General features: G+C 46.2%; 15 protein-coding genes and 1 pseudogene. 1 reads left to right on the top strand and 15 read right to left on the bottom strand.

The genetic code is table 11. From position 1 onward, the window contains the following. Positions 1–23: 23 nt before the first annotated feature. The 3 genes from AALA56_RS02190 to AALA56_RS02180 all read right to left on the bottom strand — a co-directional run bounded on the left by AALA56_RS02190 (position 24) and on the right by AALA56_RS02180 (position 4,145). Positions 24–1,022 (bottom strand): alpha-ketoacid dehydrogenase subunit beta, encoded by a 999-nt coding sequence (locus AALA56_RS02190; protein ID WP_369908564.1) that lies wholly within the window; start codon positions 1,020–1,022, stop codon positions 24–26. Positions 1,023–1,060: 38 nt separating this feature from the next. Next, positions 1,061–2,026, bottom strand: a complete 966-nt coding sequence (locus tag AALA56_RS02185; RefSeq protein WP_369908563.1) for a thiamine pyrophosphate-dependent dehydrogenase E1 component subunit alpha — start codon at positions 2,024–2,026, stop codon at positions 1,061–1,063. A gap of 202 nt (positions 2,027–2,228) precedes the next feature. Further along, positions 2,229–4,145, bottom strand: coding sequence for an ABC-F family ATP-binding cassette domain-containing protein (locus tag AALA56_RS02180; protein WP_369908562.1), 1,917 nt, complete (start codon positions 4,143–4,145; stop codon positions 2,229–2,231). A gap of 255 nt (positions 4,146–4,400) precedes the next feature. Here AALA56_RS02180 and mnmE point away from each other — a divergent pair, with 255 nt between their 5' ends. Then, positions 4,401–5,777 carry a tRNA uridine-5-carboxymethylaminomethyl(34) synthesis GTPase MnmE gene (gene mnmE, locus AALA56_RS02175; protein ID WP_369908561.1) on the top strand — a complete coding sequence of 459 codons (1,377 nt, stop codon included), beginning with the start codon at positions 4,401–4,403 and terminating at the stop codon, positions 5,775–5,777. A gap of 30 nt (positions 5,778–5,807) precedes the next feature. On the opposite strand, the gene AALA56_RS02170 is transcribed toward mnmE, so the two are convergent. From AALA56_RS02170 to AALA56_RS02115, 12 genes and pseudogenes are all read right to left on the bottom strand, one after another. Continuing rightward, entirely contained in the window at positions 5,808–6,398 is a 591-nt protein-coding gene (locus AALA56_RS02170) for a uracil-DNA glycosylase family protein (RefSeq protein WP_369908560.1), read from the bottom strand. Positions 6,399–6,409: 11 nt separating this feature from the next. Then, entirely contained in the window at positions 6,410–7,816 is a 1,407-nt protein-coding gene (gene pepV, locus AALA56_RS02165) for a dipeptidase PepV (protein WP_369908559.1), read from the bottom strand. Between the two features lie 35 nt (positions 7,817–7,851). Further along, complete coding sequence (locus AALA56_RS02160) at positions 7,852–8,454, bottom strand: nitroreductase family protein (RefSeq protein ID WP_369908617.1); 603 nt, start codon at positions 8,452–8,454, stop codon at positions 7,852–7,854. 90 nt (positions 8,455–8,544) lie between these two features. Further along, positions 8,545–9,381, bottom strand: a pseudogene (gene licT / locus AALA56_RS02155) (BglG family transcription antiterminator LicT). Positions 9,382–9,570: 189 nt separating this feature from the next. Further along, on the bottom strand, positions 9,571–11,019 hold the full coding sequence (locus tag AALA56_RS02150) for an LPXTG cell wall anchor domain-containing protein (RefSeq protein WP_369908558.1): 1,449 nt from the start codon (positions 11,017–11,019) through the stop codon (positions 9,571–9,573). Then, complete coding sequence (locus tag AALA56_RS02145; RefSeq protein WP_369908557.1) at positions 11,019–11,189, bottom strand: hypothetical protein; 171 nt, start codon at positions 11,187–11,189, stop codon at positions 11,019–11,021. Before AALA56_RS02145 ends, AALA56_RS02150 begins: the two co-directional genes overlap by 1 nt. Before the next feature lie 1,520 nt (positions 11,190–12,709). Continuing rightward, positions 12,710–13,966, bottom strand: coding sequence for a GEVED domain-containing protein (locus AALA56_RS02140; RefSeq protein WP_369908556.1), 1,257 nt, complete (start codon positions 13,964–13,966; stop codon positions 12,710–12,712). Beyond that, positions 13,963–14,676 carry a hypothetical protein gene (locus AALA56_RS02135; protein WP_369908555.1) on the bottom strand — a complete coding sequence of 238 codons (714 nt, stop codon included), beginning with the start codon at positions 14,674–14,676 and terminating at the stop codon, positions 13,963–13,965. The genes AALA56_RS02140 and AALA56_RS02135 overlap by 4 nt, the downstream gene beginning before the upstream one ends. A gap of 41 nt (positions 14,677–14,717) precedes the next feature. Then, complete coding sequence (locus AALA56_RS02130; RefSeq protein ID WP_369908554.1) at positions 14,718–16,304, bottom strand: YSIRK-type signal peptide-containing protein; 1,587 nt, start codon at positions 16,302–16,304, stop codon at positions 14,718–14,720. 205 nt (positions 16,305–16,509) lie between these two features. After that, positions 16,510–17,622, bottom strand: a complete 1,113-nt coding sequence (locus AALA56_RS02125) for a low temperature requirement protein A (protein WP_369908553.1) — start codon at positions 17,620–17,622, stop codon at positions 16,510–16,512. Continuing rightward, entirely contained in the window at positions 17,619–18,293 is a 675-nt protein-coding gene (locus AALA56_RS02120; protein WP_369908552.1) for a putative quinol monooxygenase, read from the bottom strand. The genes AALA56_RS02125 and AALA56_RS02120 overlap by 4 nt, the downstream gene beginning before the upstream one ends. After that, on the bottom strand, positions 18,287–19,204 hold the full coding sequence (locus tag AALA56_RS02115) for an amidohydrolase family protein (protein ID WP_369908551.1): 918 nt from the start codon (positions 19,202–19,204) through the stop codon (positions 18,287–18,289). Before AALA56_RS02115 ends, AALA56_RS02120 begins: the two co-directional genes overlap by 7 nt. Between the last annotated feature and the right edge of the window lie 222 nt (positions 19,205–19,426).

Raw genomic sequence — 19,426 nt, 5'->3', positions numbered from 1 at the left:
CTTTGTGCTCCTTTCTGTCAGACTTATTTTCCCTTTGCCATCATTTTGTAAATGGCGTCTTTAATCTTAGGCACATCAGGCAGGATAGCTTCTTCTAGCACACGTGAGTAAGGCACTGGCACATCCTCGCTAGCTAGGCGCACGATAGGATAGTCGAGATAATCAAAAGCTTCGCTTTCAGCTATCTGCGCAGCGATTTCACCGATAAAGCCTCCTGTTTTGTAAGCGTCGTTGACGAGGAGAAGCTTGCCTGTTTTCTTGACCGAGTTAATGATAAGCTCTTTATCAAGCGGGATAAGTGTGCGTGGATCAACGACCTCGACATTGATACCGTCCGCTGTCAGCTCGTCTGCTGCTTGAAGCACACGCTCAAGCATGCGACCATAAGAGACAACGGTCACATCAGTCCCCTCACGCTTGATGTCACCTTTTCCAAGTGGTAGGTAAAAGTCTGGGTCGAGATTGACCTCTTCTTTCTTACCATAAAGCGCCTTTGGCTCTAGGAAAATAACAGGGTTGTTGTCCAGAATAGAGGATTTTAGAAGGGCTTTGGCGTCATTGACTGTCCCTGGTGCGACCACTTTTAGCCCTGGGATGTGAGTCAGCCACGCTTCTAGAGACTGAGAATGCTGAGCAGCGGAGCCGATTCCCCCACCAGACGCCATACGGAAAGTGACCGGTGTCTTTAAGCCGCCACCAAACATGTAGTTGGTCTTAGCCCCTTGGTTAACAATAGCGTCCATGGCAATGGTCACAAAGTCCATAAAAGTAAGATCCACAATCGGGCGCAAACCTGTCTGGGCTGCACCAATCGCAGCCCCTGCAATCGCTGCCTCTGAAATCGGTGTGTCACGCACACGCTTGTCGCCAAACTCAGCCAGCATGCCAACGGAAGTCCCAAAGTCACCACCATAGATACCGACATCCTCACCCATCAAAAATACCTTGTCGTCTTTTCGCATTTCCTCACTCATGGCAAGGTTAATCGCTTCACGCAAAGCCATTACTTTTGTTTCTGTCATGATTTCCTCCACATCTTTTAATTTCTAGCTGGTAATGATTAGTCCACATAGACATCCTCAAAAGCAACGGACAAGTCTGGGTAGGGACTGTCTTGGGCAAAGGCAACGCCCTGCTCGACTTCTTCCTTGACTTGGCTGACAATAGCGTCCAGCTCTTCTTCTGTTGCGATAGCATTGTCAAGCAGATACTTGCGGTATTTTTTGAGCGGGTCTTTAGCTTTCCATTCTTCGACCTCTTCTTTTGAGCGGTAAGCACCAGCGTCCGCCGTTGAATGACCAAACCAACGGTAAGACTCCACCTCGATAATGGCTGGACCATTGCCCGCACGCACAAAATCCACCACTTCTTTCATCTTGTCGTAGACAGCGATGACGTCATTACCATCCTCGACATAATGCCCTGGAATACCGTAAGCATCCGCACGCAGATAGAGGTGAGGGATTTTGGTCGAGTAGCTGATGTCTGTCGAGATACCGTAGCGGTTATTGATGATAAAGAAAATCACCGGCAGATTCCAAACGGCAGCTAGATTGACCGACTCATGGAAAGACCCTTCGTTGGTCGCAGAATCACCCGAAAAAGCCACCACGATATTGCCTGTATTTTCATACTGCTGAGTGAGTGCAGCGCCAACGGCTAGGGCGTAGCCACCCCCAACGATACCGTTGGTGCCGTAGTTTCCCTTTTCGATGTTGGCAAGGTGCATAGAGCCACCACGCCCTTTGGATGTTCCGGTCGCCTTGCCGGCAAGCTCGGCAAACATGCCGCCAATATCAATGCCCTTAGCGATAGTTTGCCCGTGTCCACGGTGGTTTGAAAAGATGATGTCCTCATCTGTCAGCGCATGAATAGCGCCAACTGAAGCTGCCTCCTCACCAACTGAAAAGTGAGTCATGCCCTGCACAAAGCCACGACGCACCAATTTATTAAAGGTCATATCTATATCACGGATACGTTGCATTTTCAAAAACATATCCAAGTAATCTTCTTTTGATAAACTCATAGCGAGCCTCCTAACTGTTTTTCCTAAACTGATAACCTTTTATCAATCTCTTGATTGCTTTCATTTTATCGTTTTTTTTCACAAACTGCAAGCAATTGAACTCGCTTTCAATTAGCGCTACAATGAGCTTTTTTACGCTTATCTCGTTCGTTTTTTTCACAAAGTTTATACTAGCAAAAAAACACCTCAATGAGGTGTTTTTCTAGTCTTCTAGCTGTTCGCTGAGCTCTTCCCACTCGATCATAAGGGCTTCACTCTTTTGCGTCAACTCGTCAAGCTCTGCCTGCAAATCCATGAGCTCTGTCGTGTCGTTGGTGGTGTGCATGCGCTCGGTGACGCTTGCTTGCTTGCTCTCAACGTCCTCTAGCTCGGCTTCGATTTGCTCAACTCGGCGTTTAAGCTTGCGTTGCTCTTTCTGGTTGGTCTTTTGCGCTTGATAATCCATAGCGCCAGCTGACGGTTTTGGCTCGTCTTTTGGAGCCGTCTTTTCCTCCTCTAGACGCTGTAATTCCTCAAGCTCTGCCTTTTTCGTCACGTAGTAGTCGTAGTCGCCTAAGTAAAGCGTCGAGCCATCCTCTGAAATCTCCAGCACCTTGGTCGCCACACGATTGATAAAGTAGCGGTCGTGACTGACAAAAAGCAGTGTCCCATCAAAGTCAATCAGAGCATTCTCCAACACTTCCTTACTGTCAATGTCCAGGTGGTTGGTCGGCTCATCCAGTATCAGAAAGTTATTGTCCTCCATGGAGAGCTTAGCCAGCAAAACACGAGCTCGCTCGCCACCAGACAGCATACTGATAGACTTTTTGACGTCATCACCGGAAAAGAGAAAAGCACCCAGACGGTTGCGAATCTCGACTTCTGGTGTCGTTGGAAAGGCATTCCACAGCTCATCGAGCACTGTGTTGGTGCGGGTGAGGTTGGTTTGATTCTGGTCATAGTAGCCAGTCTCGACATTAGCGCCGTAGCTCGCCTGCCCTTTGATAAAGGGAATCTGCCCCACAACCGACTTGATAAAGGTGGATTTACCGACACCGTTTGGACCAACGATAGCGATGGCGTCAAACTTTTTCACCGCAAGGTCAATCGGATCAGCTAAAACCTCGCCGTCATAGCCAATAGCCGCATCCTCGACAGTAAGGACGACATTGCCTGAAACCTTACCAGCGTGAAAGGTCATGTGGGCTGACTTTTGAGCGCTTTGTGGCTTGTCGAGGCGCTCCATTTTTTCTAACTGTTTACGCCTTGCCTGCGCTCGCTTGGTCGTTGAGGCTCGGACAATATTACGGTTGACAAAGTCCTCTAGCTTGGCGATTTCCTTGGCTTGCTTTTCATAATTTTTCGCCTCGGTGGCAAGCTTTTCCGCTTTCAAGTCCATAAACTGTGAATAATTGCCCACATAGCGGTCTAGCGAATGCGGTGTCAAATCATAAGTCACCGTTGCGACCTTATCGAGAAAATAGCGGTCGTGACTGACGATGATAAGAGCGCCTTGATAGTTGGTCAGATAATTTTCCAACCAAGCGATGGTCTCAATGTCAAGGTGGTTGGTTGGCTCATCAAGCACCAAAAGCTCTGGCTTTTCTAGCAACATTTTAGCAAGAGCTAGGCGGGTATTTTGCCCACCAGACAGCTCATAAATAGGCATCTGCCACATGCTCTCGTCAAACTTAAAGCCGTTTAAAATCGCCTTGACATCAGACTCGTAGCTAAAGCCACCTTTTTTACGAAAATCCTCAGACAGCTGGTCGTAAGCTGACATGAGCTGCTCGAGTTCCGCTCCAGATAGCTCTGCCATTTGCAACTCCATGCTACGCAAGCGCTTTTCCATCTGACGCAAATCGTCAAAGACCAAAAGCATCTCCTCAAAGATGGTATTGCTGGACTCAAAGCGACTATCCTGCGCCAAATAAGAGAGACTAAGATCTTTCTTGGTGTTAATCTCACCAGACGTTGGTGCCTCCTCACCAACCAGAATCTTGAGCAGAGTCGACTTGCCCGCACCGTTACGCCCGACAAGCGCAATCCGATCACGCTCATCCACCTGAATCGAAATATTATCAAAAAGCACATCTCCTGAAAATGAGCGCTCTAGCTTGTTTCCCTGTAGTATAATCATGACTTTATTATAGCATATTTGCTAGCGTATAGGCTAGTGGGGAAAATTGTTGCTATGATAGAAAATGCTCACGCTCACAGCCTTCCTTATTTCATTTTTTGAGCTAAAAAAGAAAAACCTTCTTACAATGCTACATATTTATTTATGTACACCTAGTATTTTCCACTCCTTTTACCACGATTTTTGCTAGATTACATTCTTTTCTAAAAGTGGTATAATGAAGGAACTGAAAAAAAGAGGACAAAGGAAGAGCTTATGCCAATTACAAAAGATTTTGATACTATCGCTGCTATCTCCACACCGCTTGGTGAGGGGGCGATTGGTATCGTTCGTATCTCAGGAAGCGACGCTATTACCATCAGCAAGCGTATCTTTAAAGGGAAGGACTTGGCGAGTGTCGCCAGCCACACGCTCAACTACGGGCATATCATCAACCCAGAGCGAAACGAAGTGCTCGATGAGGTCATGGTAGGCGTCATGCACGCACCAAAGACCTTCACCCGTGAGACCGTCGTTGAGATTAACACCCACGGTGGTATCGCTGTGACCAATGAAATCCTGCAGCTCGTGCTGCGCTCTGGCGCACGCATGGCAGAGCCTGGCGAGTTTACCAAGCGTGCCTTTCTCAACGGTCGCATGGATCTAACACAAGCCGAGGCGGTCATGGATATCATCCGAGCAAAGACCGACAAAGCCATGAATATCGCTGTCAAACAGCTGGACGGCTCCCTCAAAGACTTGATTAACAACACCCGTCAGGAAATCCTCAACACCCTCGCTCAAGTCGAGGTCAATATAGACTACCCAGAGTATGACGACGTCGAGGAGATGACCACTGCCCTCATGCGTGAAAAGACCAAGGAATTTCAAACCCTCCTTGAAAATCTCCTCAAAACTGCTAGACGGGGCAAGATCCTGCGTGAGGGTTTGTCTACTGCTATCATCGGACGCCCAAATGTCGGCAAGTCAAGCCTACTCAATAATCTCCTGCGTGAGGACAAAGCCATTGTCACAGATATTGAGGGGACGACACGTGATGTCATCGAGGAGTATGTCAATATCAAGGGCGTGCCGCTAAAACTCATCGACACCGCTGGTATCCGTGAAACTGATGATGTCGTTGAAAAGATTGGGGTTGAGCGTTCCAGAAAGGCACTAAGCGAGGCTGACCTTATCCTCCTTGTGCTCAACAGCGCAGAACCACTCACCCAGCAGGATAGAGACCTGCTGGCACTCAGTGACATGACTAACCGTATCATTTTGCTCAATAAAACCGACCTCCCACAAGCCATTGAGCGTGAGCAATTGCCTGAGGACGTCATCCCTATCTCCGTCCTCAACAACCAAAACATCGACAAAATCGAAGAACGTATCAATCAGCTCTTCTTTGACAATGCAGAGGCGGTCGAAAAAGACGCCACCTACCTCTCCAACGCCCGCCACATCTCACTGATTGAGAGTGCGCTTGATAGTCTCAAGTCTGTCAACGAAGGTCTGGAGCTTGGCATGCCTGTTGACCTGCTCCAGGTTGATATGACCCGCTGCTGGGAGATTTTAGGCGAGATTACAGGAGACGCTGCACCAGACGAGCTCATCACCCAGCTCTTTAGCCAGTTTTGCCTTGGTAAATAGTAAAAAGACACTGCTTAAACAGTGTCTTTTTTAGTTCTCTAAAATCTTGGTCACACGAGCCCTCAGCTCTGGTAATACTTCTGTCGCAAACCAAGGGTTCTTTTTTTGCCAGATTTGATTTCTCGGTGAGGGGTGAACGATTGGGAAAAAGTCTGGGAGGAAATCTCTGAAATGGCGGACGTTATCCGTCAGTTTGACCGAGCTTTTCTGATGCAGATAGTAGTGCTGAGCGTAGCTTCCGATGAGCAAGGTCAGCTCAATATCTGGCAGCAAGCGTAAAATCTGCGGATGCCATTTCTCAGCAAAGCCAGCCCGAGGTGGCAAATCGCCAGACTTACCCTTTCCCGGAAAGTAAAAGTCCATAGGAATAACAGCAATCTTGTCCGACTGATAAAAGGTCTCCTCATCCAAACCCAGCCAGTCCCGCAGGCGGTCCCCGGACTTGTCCTTCCAGTAGAGCCCTGCTTCTTGGGTCTTGAGCCCCGGAGCTTGTCCGATGATATTGATTTTAGCTGTCGTGGGCGCGGCAAAGAGCGGCTCGATACCTACCTTAGTATAGGCTTGATTTGCCTCATCTGCCATAATGGCAGTCCTTATCTCCTCAATCGTCTCAAACACCATAAGTCGCTCCTTTACTTGATGAGCTCGTAGATGGCTTCAGCATAGATAGCCGCTGCACGGTAGAGGTCCTCAACGTCAGCAAATTCATTGGCTTGGTGCATGGTATTGACATAGTCTGGGAACATAGCGCCATAAGCGACACCACGCTCTAGGAGACGACCAAAGGTACCACCACCGATGACTTGCTCATGTCCTTTGAGTCCTGTTTGTTTTTCGTAAACAGATAGCAAAGTCGCAACCAACGGGTCATCCACTGGGACATAGTGTGGCGTGTGCTCGTGCTCAGATAGAGTGACTTTTGTCACGCCTGCTAACTTCTCAAGTTCTGCTTGGATAGTCTTAGCGTCTGTGCCTTGTGGGTAGCGGAAGTTGAGGGCAATAGTATTGTCATCAGAATTAGCGTCAAAGCTAAAGACACCAGCATTCATAGACAGCGCACCCATCTTAGCGTCTGTGTAGGCAACACCTAGTTTTTTACCGTCAAAGTCGTCGTGTAAGACATCAGCAGTTAGAGCGATAAAGTTTTTAGCTGCGCCTTCAAAGGCGTATTGGTTGAGGAAGTTAGCGAGATAAGTCGCTCCGTTAATCCCTTCCTCTGGGGTTGAGCCGTGAGCTGATTTCCCGTAAACAGTCACGCTGAACTGTCCGTTTTCCTCGCTCACTTCTGCTGTGATAGGATGTTGGCTAGTAAATGCCTCTAAGTCTTTTTGCAAATCAGCTAGGCTGCTATCTGCTGTAAAGACAGCTGTGGCAGACTCTGGTACCATATTTTCACGCAAACCACCAGTGAAGCTGATAAGCGTAAAGTCACCAGCGTTTTTGCCAGCAAAGTGGAGGTACTCTGTAATGTTTCCTTTTTCACCATTGATGATAGGAAACTCAGCGTCAGGAGAAAAACCAAAATCTGGCTTTTTCAAACCGCTATTGGCAAAGTAATAGTCCATATCGCCCCAACCAGACTCCTCGTCTGTCCCCACGATAAAGCGGACTTTTTTAGACACAGGAAGTCCTAGGTCTTTGATGATTTTCAAACCGTAGTAGCAGGCCATAGTTGGGCCCTTGTCGTCAGATGAGCCACGGGCATAAAGACGACCGTCCTTGATAACAGGCTCATAAGGGTCTGTATCCCAGCCGCTACCTGCTGGCACGACATCTAAGTGCGCAAAGATACCCAGCTCCTCGTTCCCTTCACCAAAGGTAAAGTGCCCAGCGTAGTTGTCGATATTGGCTGTTTCATAGCCATCACGCTCTGCCATTTTCAAGAAATGCTCCAAAGCTTTAACAGGTCCAGGTCCAAATGGATGTTCCTTGTCTGCCTTGCTATCGTCACGCTCTGAGTTGATACGCAAGAGGCTAAACAAGTCCTCCATCATATCACTTTTACGTTTGTCGACTTCTGCTTTAAAATCTACTGTCATTGTTCTTCCTCTCAAGTGTGTTTTTTTCCTATGCTTTAGCGTTCTTCCAAAATCTCGTCCACTGGCAAGCGGTAAGTCGGCTCTGGCTTATCATCACTATAGCCAACCGTTATCAGGAGCTCAGGACGAAAGCGCTCTTCAATCGCCAAAATGGCGTTAGCTGTGCTCTTATCAAAGCCCAAAATCATGTTGGAGCTAAGCCCTTGGTCCGTCAACGCAAGCACCAAGTTCATAGCGACAAGCCCAGCATTGAGCGCTAGGTACTCACCCTTTGTCACCTCATCAAAGCCCTTAAAGCGAGCGGGCATAGTCTCCATGAAATAGCTAAGCTGTCCATCAGACAAGTCCTTACGCCCTATACGGGCGATTTTTCGTGAACGCTTTTCCAAGTCCGTGTCAGAAAACAAGGCAATCACATAAGCTGCTGACTGGACTTGCTCCTTGTTTGCAGCTGGTAGGCTATCTGCAAGCTCTTCTTTTTTGATATCAACCAGCACAAACTTCCACGGTTGGATATTGTGGGCAGATGGGGAAAGGCTTGCGATTTCAATGGCTGTCCGTACATCCTTTTTATCGACAGGCTTCTCATTAAAGTGCTTAATGGCACGGCGTTTTTTACTTAAATCCAGAAACTTCATGGCAAAATCGTCCTCTCTAGTGATAACTACTGCTATTTTACCATTTTTTGAAATGGTTTTCAGCACTTTGTTACCTTTTCACAAAGTCTTTTATGGACTCGTCTCCAAGCGAGCGATGTGAATGGTGAGGTAAACTTGCTCATCATAGCTCATATCAAAGTCGTAAGACGACAGCACGTAAGCCTTTATCTTTTGCGTACAAGAAAAGGCTTGTGGGTAGTTGAGCTTGACTTGCTCGTAGAGAAAACTGTCGTTTTTCCCTTGGACAAGACCACTACTGACACGCTGGGCAAAGTACTGGATATGCGTGACAAAGCGGTTGTAGCTGATGGAGTCCTCGTCTGTGACCTGCCCATAGTAGAGACGGACAATGCCTAGAATATCCCGCACGATCTTAGTCACCCGATAGCTCTCTGAGCTGATGGACTTTTCCTTTTGGGCATTGATAAAATGCAGAGCGATAGAGGAAATCTCATCCTCTGGAAGTAGCAACTACAAACGCTCAAAAATCATCTGAACAGCTTTTCTGCCTAACTGGTACTCTTTAGGATAAAACTTTCTGATTTCCCAACTCAGTGGATTTTGGACAGGGAGATTATTGCGATTGCGCTCTATGGCATAATGAATGTGATCGGCTAGCCCGATGTAAAAGCTGGTCTCAAAAGTCACATCAAGCTCTTCCTTGGCATAAGCAATCAACTCTAGCACAAGATCAATCTCAGCTTCAGGCAAAGTATGATAAAGCTGTGAAAAGTCCTCTAGCTTATCACTATCGTAGAGCACAAAGGTCTTTTCAATCCGGCTCTCGTCCAGCTCATCACCTGCACGCTTTTGAAAACCAAGCCCAGCACCCATGAGGATAATCTCATCACCAGATGAACTTTTAGCCTGCACAACGTTGTTATTATACACTTTTTCGATCTTCATGGGCACTAACTGTACTCCTTATCCTCATGACCAACCAGCCACTTGTTCCTCTTGTTATTATAGCATAGATGGACAGATTATTCGATGGATTGAAGGATTTTACGATACAAAAAGAGAACCCTAAAGGGTTCTCTTCTCAACTACACATGAGAGACATCTCTACTAGTATAAAAGCTAGGCTAATGACAATTAGTCATCGTCTTTCTTGCGACCTTTTCCAATTCCGAAAAGTCCAAGTGCAGAAAGGACGCTACCTATAGCGGTTGCTATGATACCACTGTCACTACCTGTCTTAGGCAAAGCTTTATCAGATTGAGCGGATGCCGTCTTGGCTGTGGCAGTTTCTGCTGCTGGAGATGTTTGCGTAGCTGGTTCTACTTTCGTGTAGACGTGAGTCACATTGCCATCTTTATCTCCTGTTGTAGTGACGTACTTGTAACCTGGGATATCTTTGCTTGGTTGGTTACCATCTTCACTTGGTGCAACTGGGTTGCCGTCTTCATCTACGAAGGTAGTCTTAGTGACCTCAACTGGTGTGTAGACGTGGATAGTCTTACCACCTTCAGTCTTAGTCGTTACGTAAGTGTAGCCTGGGATATCTTTGTTAGTTTGGGTACCGTCTTCATCTGGTGAGATTGGGTTACCATTGTTGTCTACATAAGATGTAGTTGTCTTAGCGTAAACGTGTTCTACATTACCTTTTTCGTCAACGTTAGTTGTGATGTAAGTGTAGCCGTCGATATCTTTCTTAGGCTTGTTACCTTCTTCTTCTGGTGACACGGTGTTGCCGTCTTCATCCACGAAGGTAGTTACGGTTGTTGCGTTCGTCACAACAGTCGCAGTGGCGGTATCTGTAAGACCATCTGAATCGGTGATAGTCGCTATTACCACATAAGTACCTGGGGTAGCTGAAATGTAGCTGTTCAACTCTTCAACACTAGAAGCTGTTACGGCATTACCAGAAGCGTCTACAGCAGTGTAAGTCACAGTTGACGTCTTAGCGTCTGTGGTTGAAGCGTCGTCTTCTTTATCGCTACCGCCATCAAAGAGACTTGTCACATCAATAGTAGCTCCCTTAGTGATGGTGGTTACTGGGACAGTAGTTTCAATAACCGGTGGCGTATTTGTGATGACATCACTTGATGTGATGCTGTTGCCGGCTGCGTCTGTTGCAGTTGCAGTGATTGGGCTAGTAGTGTAGCCGTCTCCTGTCGCTTGCAAGTCAGCGTCTGCTGGTACTGTAACGGTCAATGTCACCGTACCGTCACCATTATCAACTGGTGTATAGGTATTACCATCAGTACCCGTGTAAGAACCGTCTGCGTTCTTAGTAAGGGTTACAGTTGTTGTGCCAGTTGTTGTGCCAGTTGTTGTAGATGTCGTACCAGTGTTGGTTGATACCGGGAAAGTAACGTCTACTTTTTCAGCGTCATCTGAGATAGTTACGGCAACTTCTGTAGCGGCTGTGCTAACATTTTCAATTGCCACACTTGGTGAGGTGGTATCTTTAGTCGTGATGAGAGCAGTCGCTGTTGCGCTTTTACCGTCAGAGTCGGTGATAGTCGCTGTCACTGTGTAGTCACCTGGGGTTGCAGCGACTTGTTCAGGAGTGACAACATTGCCTTCAGAGTCGGTCATCACATAAGTGACGGTTGAGGTCTTGCTGTCTGTGGTTGAGGCGTCGTCTTCCTTATCGCTACCACCACCAAAGAGCGCTGCAATTGAGCTTCTGTCAATGGTGTGCTGCCTTTTTCAATAACTGTTGTTGGGGTTACAGTTGCGATAACAGGCGGCTCGTTAGAAATCACATCACTAGATGTCGTGCTGTTGCCAGCTGCGTCCGTTGCAGTTGCGGTGATTGGGCTGGTTGTGTAGATCGCCTGTTGCTTGCAAGTCAGCGTCTGCTGGTACTGTAACAGTCAATGTCACTGTACCGTCACCGTTATCCACTGGTGTGTAGGTGTTACCATCCGTACCCGTGTAAGATCCATCTGCATTTTTAGTAAGGGTTACAGTTGTCGTACCAGTTGTTGTAGAGCTGGTATCGGTATTGGTTGAGATTGGGAAGTTGACTTCCACTTTGGTTGAATCACTAGACACCTTCACTGCAACTTCTGTAGCAGCAGTATTGACATCTTCTACCGCAACAACCGGTGCAGACTTATCTTCTGTGGTAAATACGGTTGAAGCTGTTGCAGTCTTACCATCAGAATCAGTAATTGTCGCAACTACTGTGTAAGTACCTGGGTTAGCTGAGATATAAGCATTGATAGCTGCTTCATCAGTCAATACTGTATCGCCCACAGTCAAGCTGTAAGTAACAGTTGAGGTCTTGCTGTCTGTAGCTGATGCGTCATCTTCAAGGTCTGATGAGGTGAACTTAGCAGCAACATCGACACTGTCACCTTGAGCAAGCGTTGTGCTCTCTATAGTAGCTGTGATGACTGGTGCTTCATTGGTGATGATGTCTGTTGATGTAGCAGTATTTCCTGCAGCGTCACGAGCAGTCACTGTGATTGGGCTAGTAGTGTAGCCATCTCCTGTCGCTTGTAAGTCCGCTGTGGCTGGTACTTTAACAGTCAATGACACCGTACCATTACCATTATCTGTTGTGGTGTAAGTATTGCCATCAGTACCTGTGTAAGAACCATCCGCATTCTTAGTAAGAGTCACAGCAACCGTTGAAGAGGTACTTGAGCTGGTATCTGTATTGCTTGATACTGGGAAGTTCACGGTCAATTCGGTCACATCATCAGAAACGGTCAATGTAACGTCGGTCGCATCTGTACGGACATCCGCAACATCTACAGTTGGCGCTGTTGTGTCTTTTGTGACAAGGACAGAAACAGCAGTGTCTGTCTTACCATCAGAGTCGGTGATAGTAGCTGTGACAGTATAGTTGCCTGGGTTGGCAGCCGCTTGTTCAGGGGTGACTACAGTACCACTAGCGTATGTAATGACGTAAGTCACTGTCGAGGTCTTGCTGTCTGTTGCAGACGTATCATCTTCCTTATCGCTACCACCATCAAAGAGGGCTGCAAGATCCGCTTCGGTCAAGCTTGAGCCTTTTTCGATTTCCTTAACCGCTGTTACAGTCGTAATCACTGGCGCTTGGTTGGTGATGACATCTTTAGCAGAAGCTTTCGTGGTATTGGTGCCATCTGTGTAGCTGGCTTCTACAGTGATTGGGCTAGTGGTGTAGCCGTCTCCTGTCGCTTGCAAGTCAGCTGTGGCTGGTACAGTTACGGTGAAGGTAGTGAGACCATCAGCGCCTGTTGTAGCTGTGTAAGTATTGCCATCTGCGTCTGTCCAAGTACCATCTGTGCCTTTAGTAAGCGTTACAGAAACGGTAGAAGATGTGGTTGAGCTGGTGTCTGTGTTGGTTGAGACTGGGAAAGTCACTTCCAAGCTTGTCACCATACCGATAGATTCTGTTGGAACACCGACGGTAACAGTGGTTGCTGCAGTGTTCACATCTTCGATAGTTGGTGTTGTTGCAAGAACCGTTGGAGTGTAAGGTCGCAGTTGCTGTTTCTAATACAGGATAACCATCTTCATCCGTACCTACAGAAGTTTCCAATTGAACCGTAACACCTGTCGCTACACCAGTAAAGGTTTCAACTGTAGTGAAGGTCACTACACCTGTTGATGGGTCAATAGTGTATGTTCCCTCGCCATCGATGGTGATAGAATCCGTTAAGTTTCCTTCTGAATCCACCAACTTAGCTGGGTAAGTAGCGCTAGCAGCTACAGCATTGCCATTAGAGTCGGTAAAGGTTGGTGTGCCTGTTTGTGCCACATTTTGGAGACCTGTAGAGGTCACATCCTTACCAGAAATGGTTGGAGCGACAACGGTTGGGATGTAGACAGAGTCCAGGGTGTAGGTAGATTGGATTTGTTGGGCATTTTCAAGACCGTTTGTAGCCGTATCTGCTGTCCAGCCTGTGCTAGCTCCGTTCTTATCCCAAGCACGCACAACGATACCAGTAGCTGTGCCAACAAAGTCTGCTTCAGGCGTAAAGGTCACTGCACCTGTGGTGTTATTAAGGGTGTAGGTTCCTTGTCCAGCGACGGTGAGGGTGGTATCATCTACTTCATTGCCATCAACGACGAGCTTGTAGACCTTGCTTGTGTCAATCGTATTGACCGTTGTAAAGTCGTAGTCAATTTGACCATAAGCCGTGAAGGTCACTTGGCTGGTTTGTGTTTCCCCTTTGTTACCACTTGTTGTTACTTTTGGACCACGTGGTGGGAAGGTTTGTTGGATAGTCGTATCTTCCACTTCACCGGTAAATGCCAAACCTGTAGCTTCTGCAATATCTGCGGCGTTTGATGAGATACGTACACGGAAGCCCAGTTGAGTAGCACTTGTATCCACGCTTTGTGGAATGTCAGACCAAGTCAAGGTCACAAGTCCTGGTTCAGAATTGGTCGTTTCTACAATGTCAGAACCTTCGCCCTCATCAAAAACACCGTTGTTATTAAAGTCAATAAAGCCATGAACATAAGCAACACCAGACGTTTCACCAGCAGTCGCAAGGACACTAATCTGATAAGTACCGTCTGTTGCCTTGTGGAGAGTCACTCTGTTCCGTTGTGGATTTCGCTCTCACCAACCAACTGCAGTTTGCCTTCATCGGCAAAGGCTGCTTTGCCATCTTCTACTGGGTTGATATTGTCATCAAGTACCCAACCACTACCCACTTTCGTCTCGTCTTCAAGAGTTGTACTCGTGTAGTTATCAGCATCAGGTTTTACTGTACCAAGGTAAGGCAGTTCATTAGCGTTTGTAATAGCGTGGCTGGCTGAACCATAACTGTCCGGCGCATCCCCCGTATCCAAAACGATGAATCCAATAGAGGCACTTTGCATACCTGTAGACATGATGTAGAGACCGATGTTCTCTGCATTACGTGACATAACGATTGGCACAGAATAGGTGTTTTGTTTGTTAGAAACAGGACCAAAGACTTGTGTACCAAGACCATCTGTTACGATGAGAGACAGGTCTTCCTCTTCATTGCCATCTTGTGCAATAACAAACTGGTGCGCACGAACGGTAGAGTCGGTCAACTCACGGCTAACCCAATATTTAGCGTTCTCAGCAGTTACCCCCTGAACCTTTGGACCACCTTGAGATGTGGTTAGTGGGTCTGATTTTTCAGAAAGGTAATTACCATCTTTGTCCTTGAAGTAACGAAGCGAGTAGTCTACACCCATAGTCGCTCCATATTCAGAGAGACCTAGACGGGTACCTAGTGGTGTGTAAGATCCTACAACATTTTCGTTTGACAATTCATAAATAAGCTCCCAACCTTCGCCATCTGTCGTGTAAGCTATAAATTCATTTCATTATCCATCATGATGATGTTGGCTGGTACCTGCTCACCTGCGGCGTTGTAGGCTTTGATGTTAAGTTGGATACCAACAGCACCGCCATCACCACCAACTACAGAGCCCGTAGGACTACCAACACCAATGGCTGTCCAGTCTGTACGGTTACCATCGCCATCAAGGTCACCAGTATCATAGCCGTAAGTACGTGCTGATGAGTAAGAGTCTGGAGTACTCAAGATAACTGGCGCTTCTGTTGAGTAGGTCTTATCGTCAGAGTCTTTCATCAATACAGCATAACGGTTGTAGGCATCTGGATCATAACCTGTTCTTGCACGAACTTCTGGATCGTCTGGGTCAAGCCCAGCATCAATCAACCGTTGACGGAAAACATCACTAGCTTGGAATGGCTGTAGACCTGTAACCGTCACAACAACCGTATAACCTGGAACAAGTTCCTGAGTAAAGGTCATACCAACAGACAAGGTATTGACACTACCTAACTCAATGCTGTTACCTTCTGCATCTGTGATGGTAACAGACGCGTCATTCAAGTTCAGCCAAGCGATTTGTTGTTTCAAATCGTTAAGATTGTAGTCAGCATACTTGGTGTAGTGGTCATTGTTAAGCTTTGGGCTTGCGGCTGTGACTTCAGCGATTTCCTCAACAGTTTCTGTGATGATTGCCTTATCTGTACGGTAGTCATTGTCCGTTGTCCCTGATGTTGGCGCACTGCTTGTTGTGGTAGCTGTTGCGCTTGTAGCGGCTACTGCTAGTACATTGTTAGCCTCTTCTGCGTTTGTATCGTCTAGAGCCAGAGCCATCATGGTTTGTTCTGTAGCGTCTTGCTCTATGGCAGCCTGCTCTATTGTGACTTCCTCTGCTTTTAACGCATTAGAAACGCTTATATTTTCAAGTGTTGTCGTTTCTGTAGCGATTTCAGTAGCAGTCTCTTCGGTAGCTACTTCCTCTGCTTCTAGCGCAGATATTTCAGAAGATTCCGACTTTTTAGCGGTTACGCTATAGGTTTCAGTATCTTTATTGCCATCTGCATCGTAAGCTTCTACTGTCACAGTGTAGGTGGCATCCGTTGTTCCATTAGATATAAAAGACACTGTTGTCCCTGTAATGACAAAAGTACCACCATCTACTGGATAAGTCGTTGCCCCACCATTAAGGGTTACTGTCTGAACGGCTGTACCATCGGTAAAGGTCACGACACCTGAAGCAGATACTTCAGCGTCTAGCCTTTTATCCGCCGTTGTCTCAGTAGACGTTTCTTCGTTTGAGGTCGAAGCTGTCGTTTCGGCTACTTCAGCTGCTGTAGTTGAGGAGCTAGCTGCTGTTTCAGTTGCTTCAGCGATAATTTCTTGACTACTACTTGCAGTCGTTGTGTCATTATCGTCAACGGTAAGAACTGGAGTTTCTGGATTAGATGTTGCTGTTGTTTCAGATGCTTTTGCAACAACTCCTGGACTAAAGAGCAAGCCTGTCTCAATCAAAACAGAGGCTACACCATACTTAAATTTTCGAATTGAAAAGTGATCTTGCCTTTTCAAATTCGTGCGTTTTGGATCAAATGTTTTCATGTCAAACGCCATCCTTCCTTTTCTATTCCAACACACCGTACCTAACGCCATCTGTACTTTATCACATTTGGTTTTGGTATGTTTATATGCCATATTGTAACATAACACATTATTAAAACAAAAATAAATAGTCTTTTTTTTAATATTTTTATCTTTTCATTTATTAAGATAAAACAGTGTATGATTTAAAAAAGCTGAGAAAATCTCAGCTTTTTTGGATATTATGTCTGACCATGAGCACAGCCATTAGCAGGGTACTGATGAAGGTTGTAAGGATGATGACTTCCACATTTCGAACAAGCACAGTAAGCACTAGGCTGATGAGGTAGATGAGAAGCAACTGCCAGCGTAAAGGGCTTTCGATACGATGGCTGGCTTTATTGTAACAATTGTGTAGCAATATCCCAAGCAGGACTAAGCCAATCCCAAGATACAAAACGCTTACCGCAAAGACAAGATTGACCCCTCTTTGCTCTAAAAAGCTCAGTGCTACCGTGATAAAACTAAGCCCAAAGAAGATAAGGTAGTGAAAATAAATGGCACGGTTGCCCGTCAGTTCCTTGCGGTTAGTGTCTATCAAATGGTCTATCTCCACGATGTAAATCATAAACAAACTCGCCACAATCATGAAAATCAAAACCGACCAAATCGACAGCACCTCTCCCTTAAAAAAGGGCGCAATACCGATAATCATCTCCCCGAAAGTGATAATCACAAGCAAGGACAGACGCTCGATGAGATGGGGAAAATTAAGCTGCGTGGATTTAGCATTGATGGCATGCCCTCTAGCGCCCAAAACTCCCGGCAAAATCCAAGTCCCCACAACTCCAACCGCAGCACATAAAAGTCCTAAGTGATAGGGCAAGAAGACCGAAACGGCTAGAACCAAGGTACGAACACCTAAAATGACAAAGAAATTCTTGATAAAGGCTTTGTCAGCAGGATTGTCCGTTTGATAATAGCTCACCGCATACTGCAGTAAAAGCAGCCCTGAAATGGCAACCATAGGGAGCATGATCGTCGCAAAGTTTTCCTGCCAATCAAGCGACATAGCTGTTGCAGAAATCATCAGAAGAATCATCTGAGCCAGCATAAAGCAGATATTGACCAGCGAATTGCTCCCAAAACGGTTGGTGTAGACGGTCTGCACCATCCAGGAATTAACAAAAATAATCAAGCCCAAGGCAAAGCTAAAAAAGGCATAAGGTGCAACCACGCCGTGGTGCAGGTGATGAATGAGACCAGTAATCTGACTAATAGCATAGACATAAACGAGGTCATAAAACAACTCTGTCAACTCAACTTTTTTATGCTTCACGCTAGACCTCCTTCAAAAGAAAGCCCGCCCTTGCTGATGAGAAACTCAGCAGATAGAGGAAAAAGGGATTTTTGGCTGACAAGTTCTAGAGACTCTGTGATGTAGTCTTTAAAATGCGCTGTCTCTCTATGAAGGTCATAAGCCTCTTGACTGCTATAAACTTCAAAAAAGTACCAAGTAGACAAGTCAGAAACGTCCCTTGCAGCCATCAAGGAAAGAACCCCGTCCTCCACAGCAACTGCCTTTCTCATCTCTCTGGCTACAATCGCTTCAAATGCTTTAGCATGGACTGGGTCGACCTTTAGACAGGCTAGGTGCATATCTACAGCCACTTCCGATAAAAGGACTTTCTCGCCATTCTTTTCCACTAAAATTTGCGGAGAAAGCTCCACGACCCGACGCTCTTTCAAGTTGTCTTTGGCAAAATAGGCAAATGCTTTGAAATTCTGCGAGGCAGCGTGCGTTTGATAAGCAACTGCGTCCTCATACACCTCAAAGACAATCTTTTTAGCTGGATTGTCCTTTTCATGCGCACACGCCATAAAAAGCGTTCCCTCTTCTTTCTCTGAAGACGAGGAAAAATTATTTCGCCCCAAACGTGAAAACTCTTGAATCTTGTCCTCAAAAGGCTCTAGAAAAAATAATCGCATCATTGGTGGTTGTGTTAACATCCCTTTCTCCTTACTAAGCGCTCGATATTAGTCTTGAAAATAGCTTCCTTGTCTTGGGATGACAAAGGTAGCTGTTCAATAGCTGCCATAATCTCTTTGGTCGCACCAGCTGGCGCAATCCCAAGCGGTGCATCTGTCCCAAACAGAACATGGTCAACACCAAAATAATCTACAGCAAGCTCTAACGCTTTGCTATTTCCTAAAAGAGCTGTGTCCACATAAAACTTTTTAAAGTCAGCTGCCAGCTCCTTTGGTAAAATGTGCTCAATCCTACCTGCAAAATAAGGTGCCATCGCTCCTGCATGGTGAACGATGACAGTCAAGTCTGGAAATTCCTGAAAATAACCCGCTTGAACCAGCTGTAACATCGCCTGCGACTGCTCATATTCCCACGAAAACACGATATTATTATCCGGCTTACGCTCATCAAAAACAGGATGCAACCAAATAGGAATGTCTAGCTTAGCACAAGCGCTGATAATAGGACGAAATACCTCATCAGCAACGGATTTTCCCAAATGACGTGTAAAGAGCTGAACGCCAAACATTTCCTTGTACGCTAGCACAGTATCCTCTAGTATGTTCAAACTCTCATCAATATTGTTGAGCGCCAGCATAGCAACAGCACCGTAAAAGAGGTCGTCATTTGCTTTTACGGTCTCTAGCAACTCTTCATTTGCCTTTCGCACAAGAAGCGCAGCCATTTTCCCTGCCATATAATCCTCTGGGTTAGTGTTGATATAAGACACAATCTGCCGTACATCCGATTGAGCATGCTCCCTGCGCAAAGCTAAATTATCTAAATCAGGATGCCTAGCAAAAAGATACTTAGCTAGCAAATCCTCATCCAACATCAACATCCGCTTCTTAAACTCCGGCAACCACACATGCGCAAACACATCTATCTTCATCTCTTTCCCTCCAAAACTTCAAACACATGTCACACCTATTATAGCATAAGTAGACGCTTTAGGGTAGGAAGAAAGGTTATAAACAGCGTACTACATCAATAGCTTATTTATTAGATATAATCAAAATTGCCATTAACATCCATGAGGCAAAATTCAAGTCCAAGTTAGCCAGCGTATAACACCTCTCTGGGAGTTTTGTAATCTAATACTTTCTTAGGATAG

Source organism: Streptococcus hyointestinalis (assembly GCF_041225505.1).
GTDB lineage: Bacteria > Bacillota > Bacilli > Lactobacillales > Streptococcaceae > Streptococcus > Streptococcus hyointestinalis_B.
The sequence above is the reverse complement of the archived record's forward strand: the minus strand, read 5'-3'. Positions and strand labels throughout refer to the sequence as shown.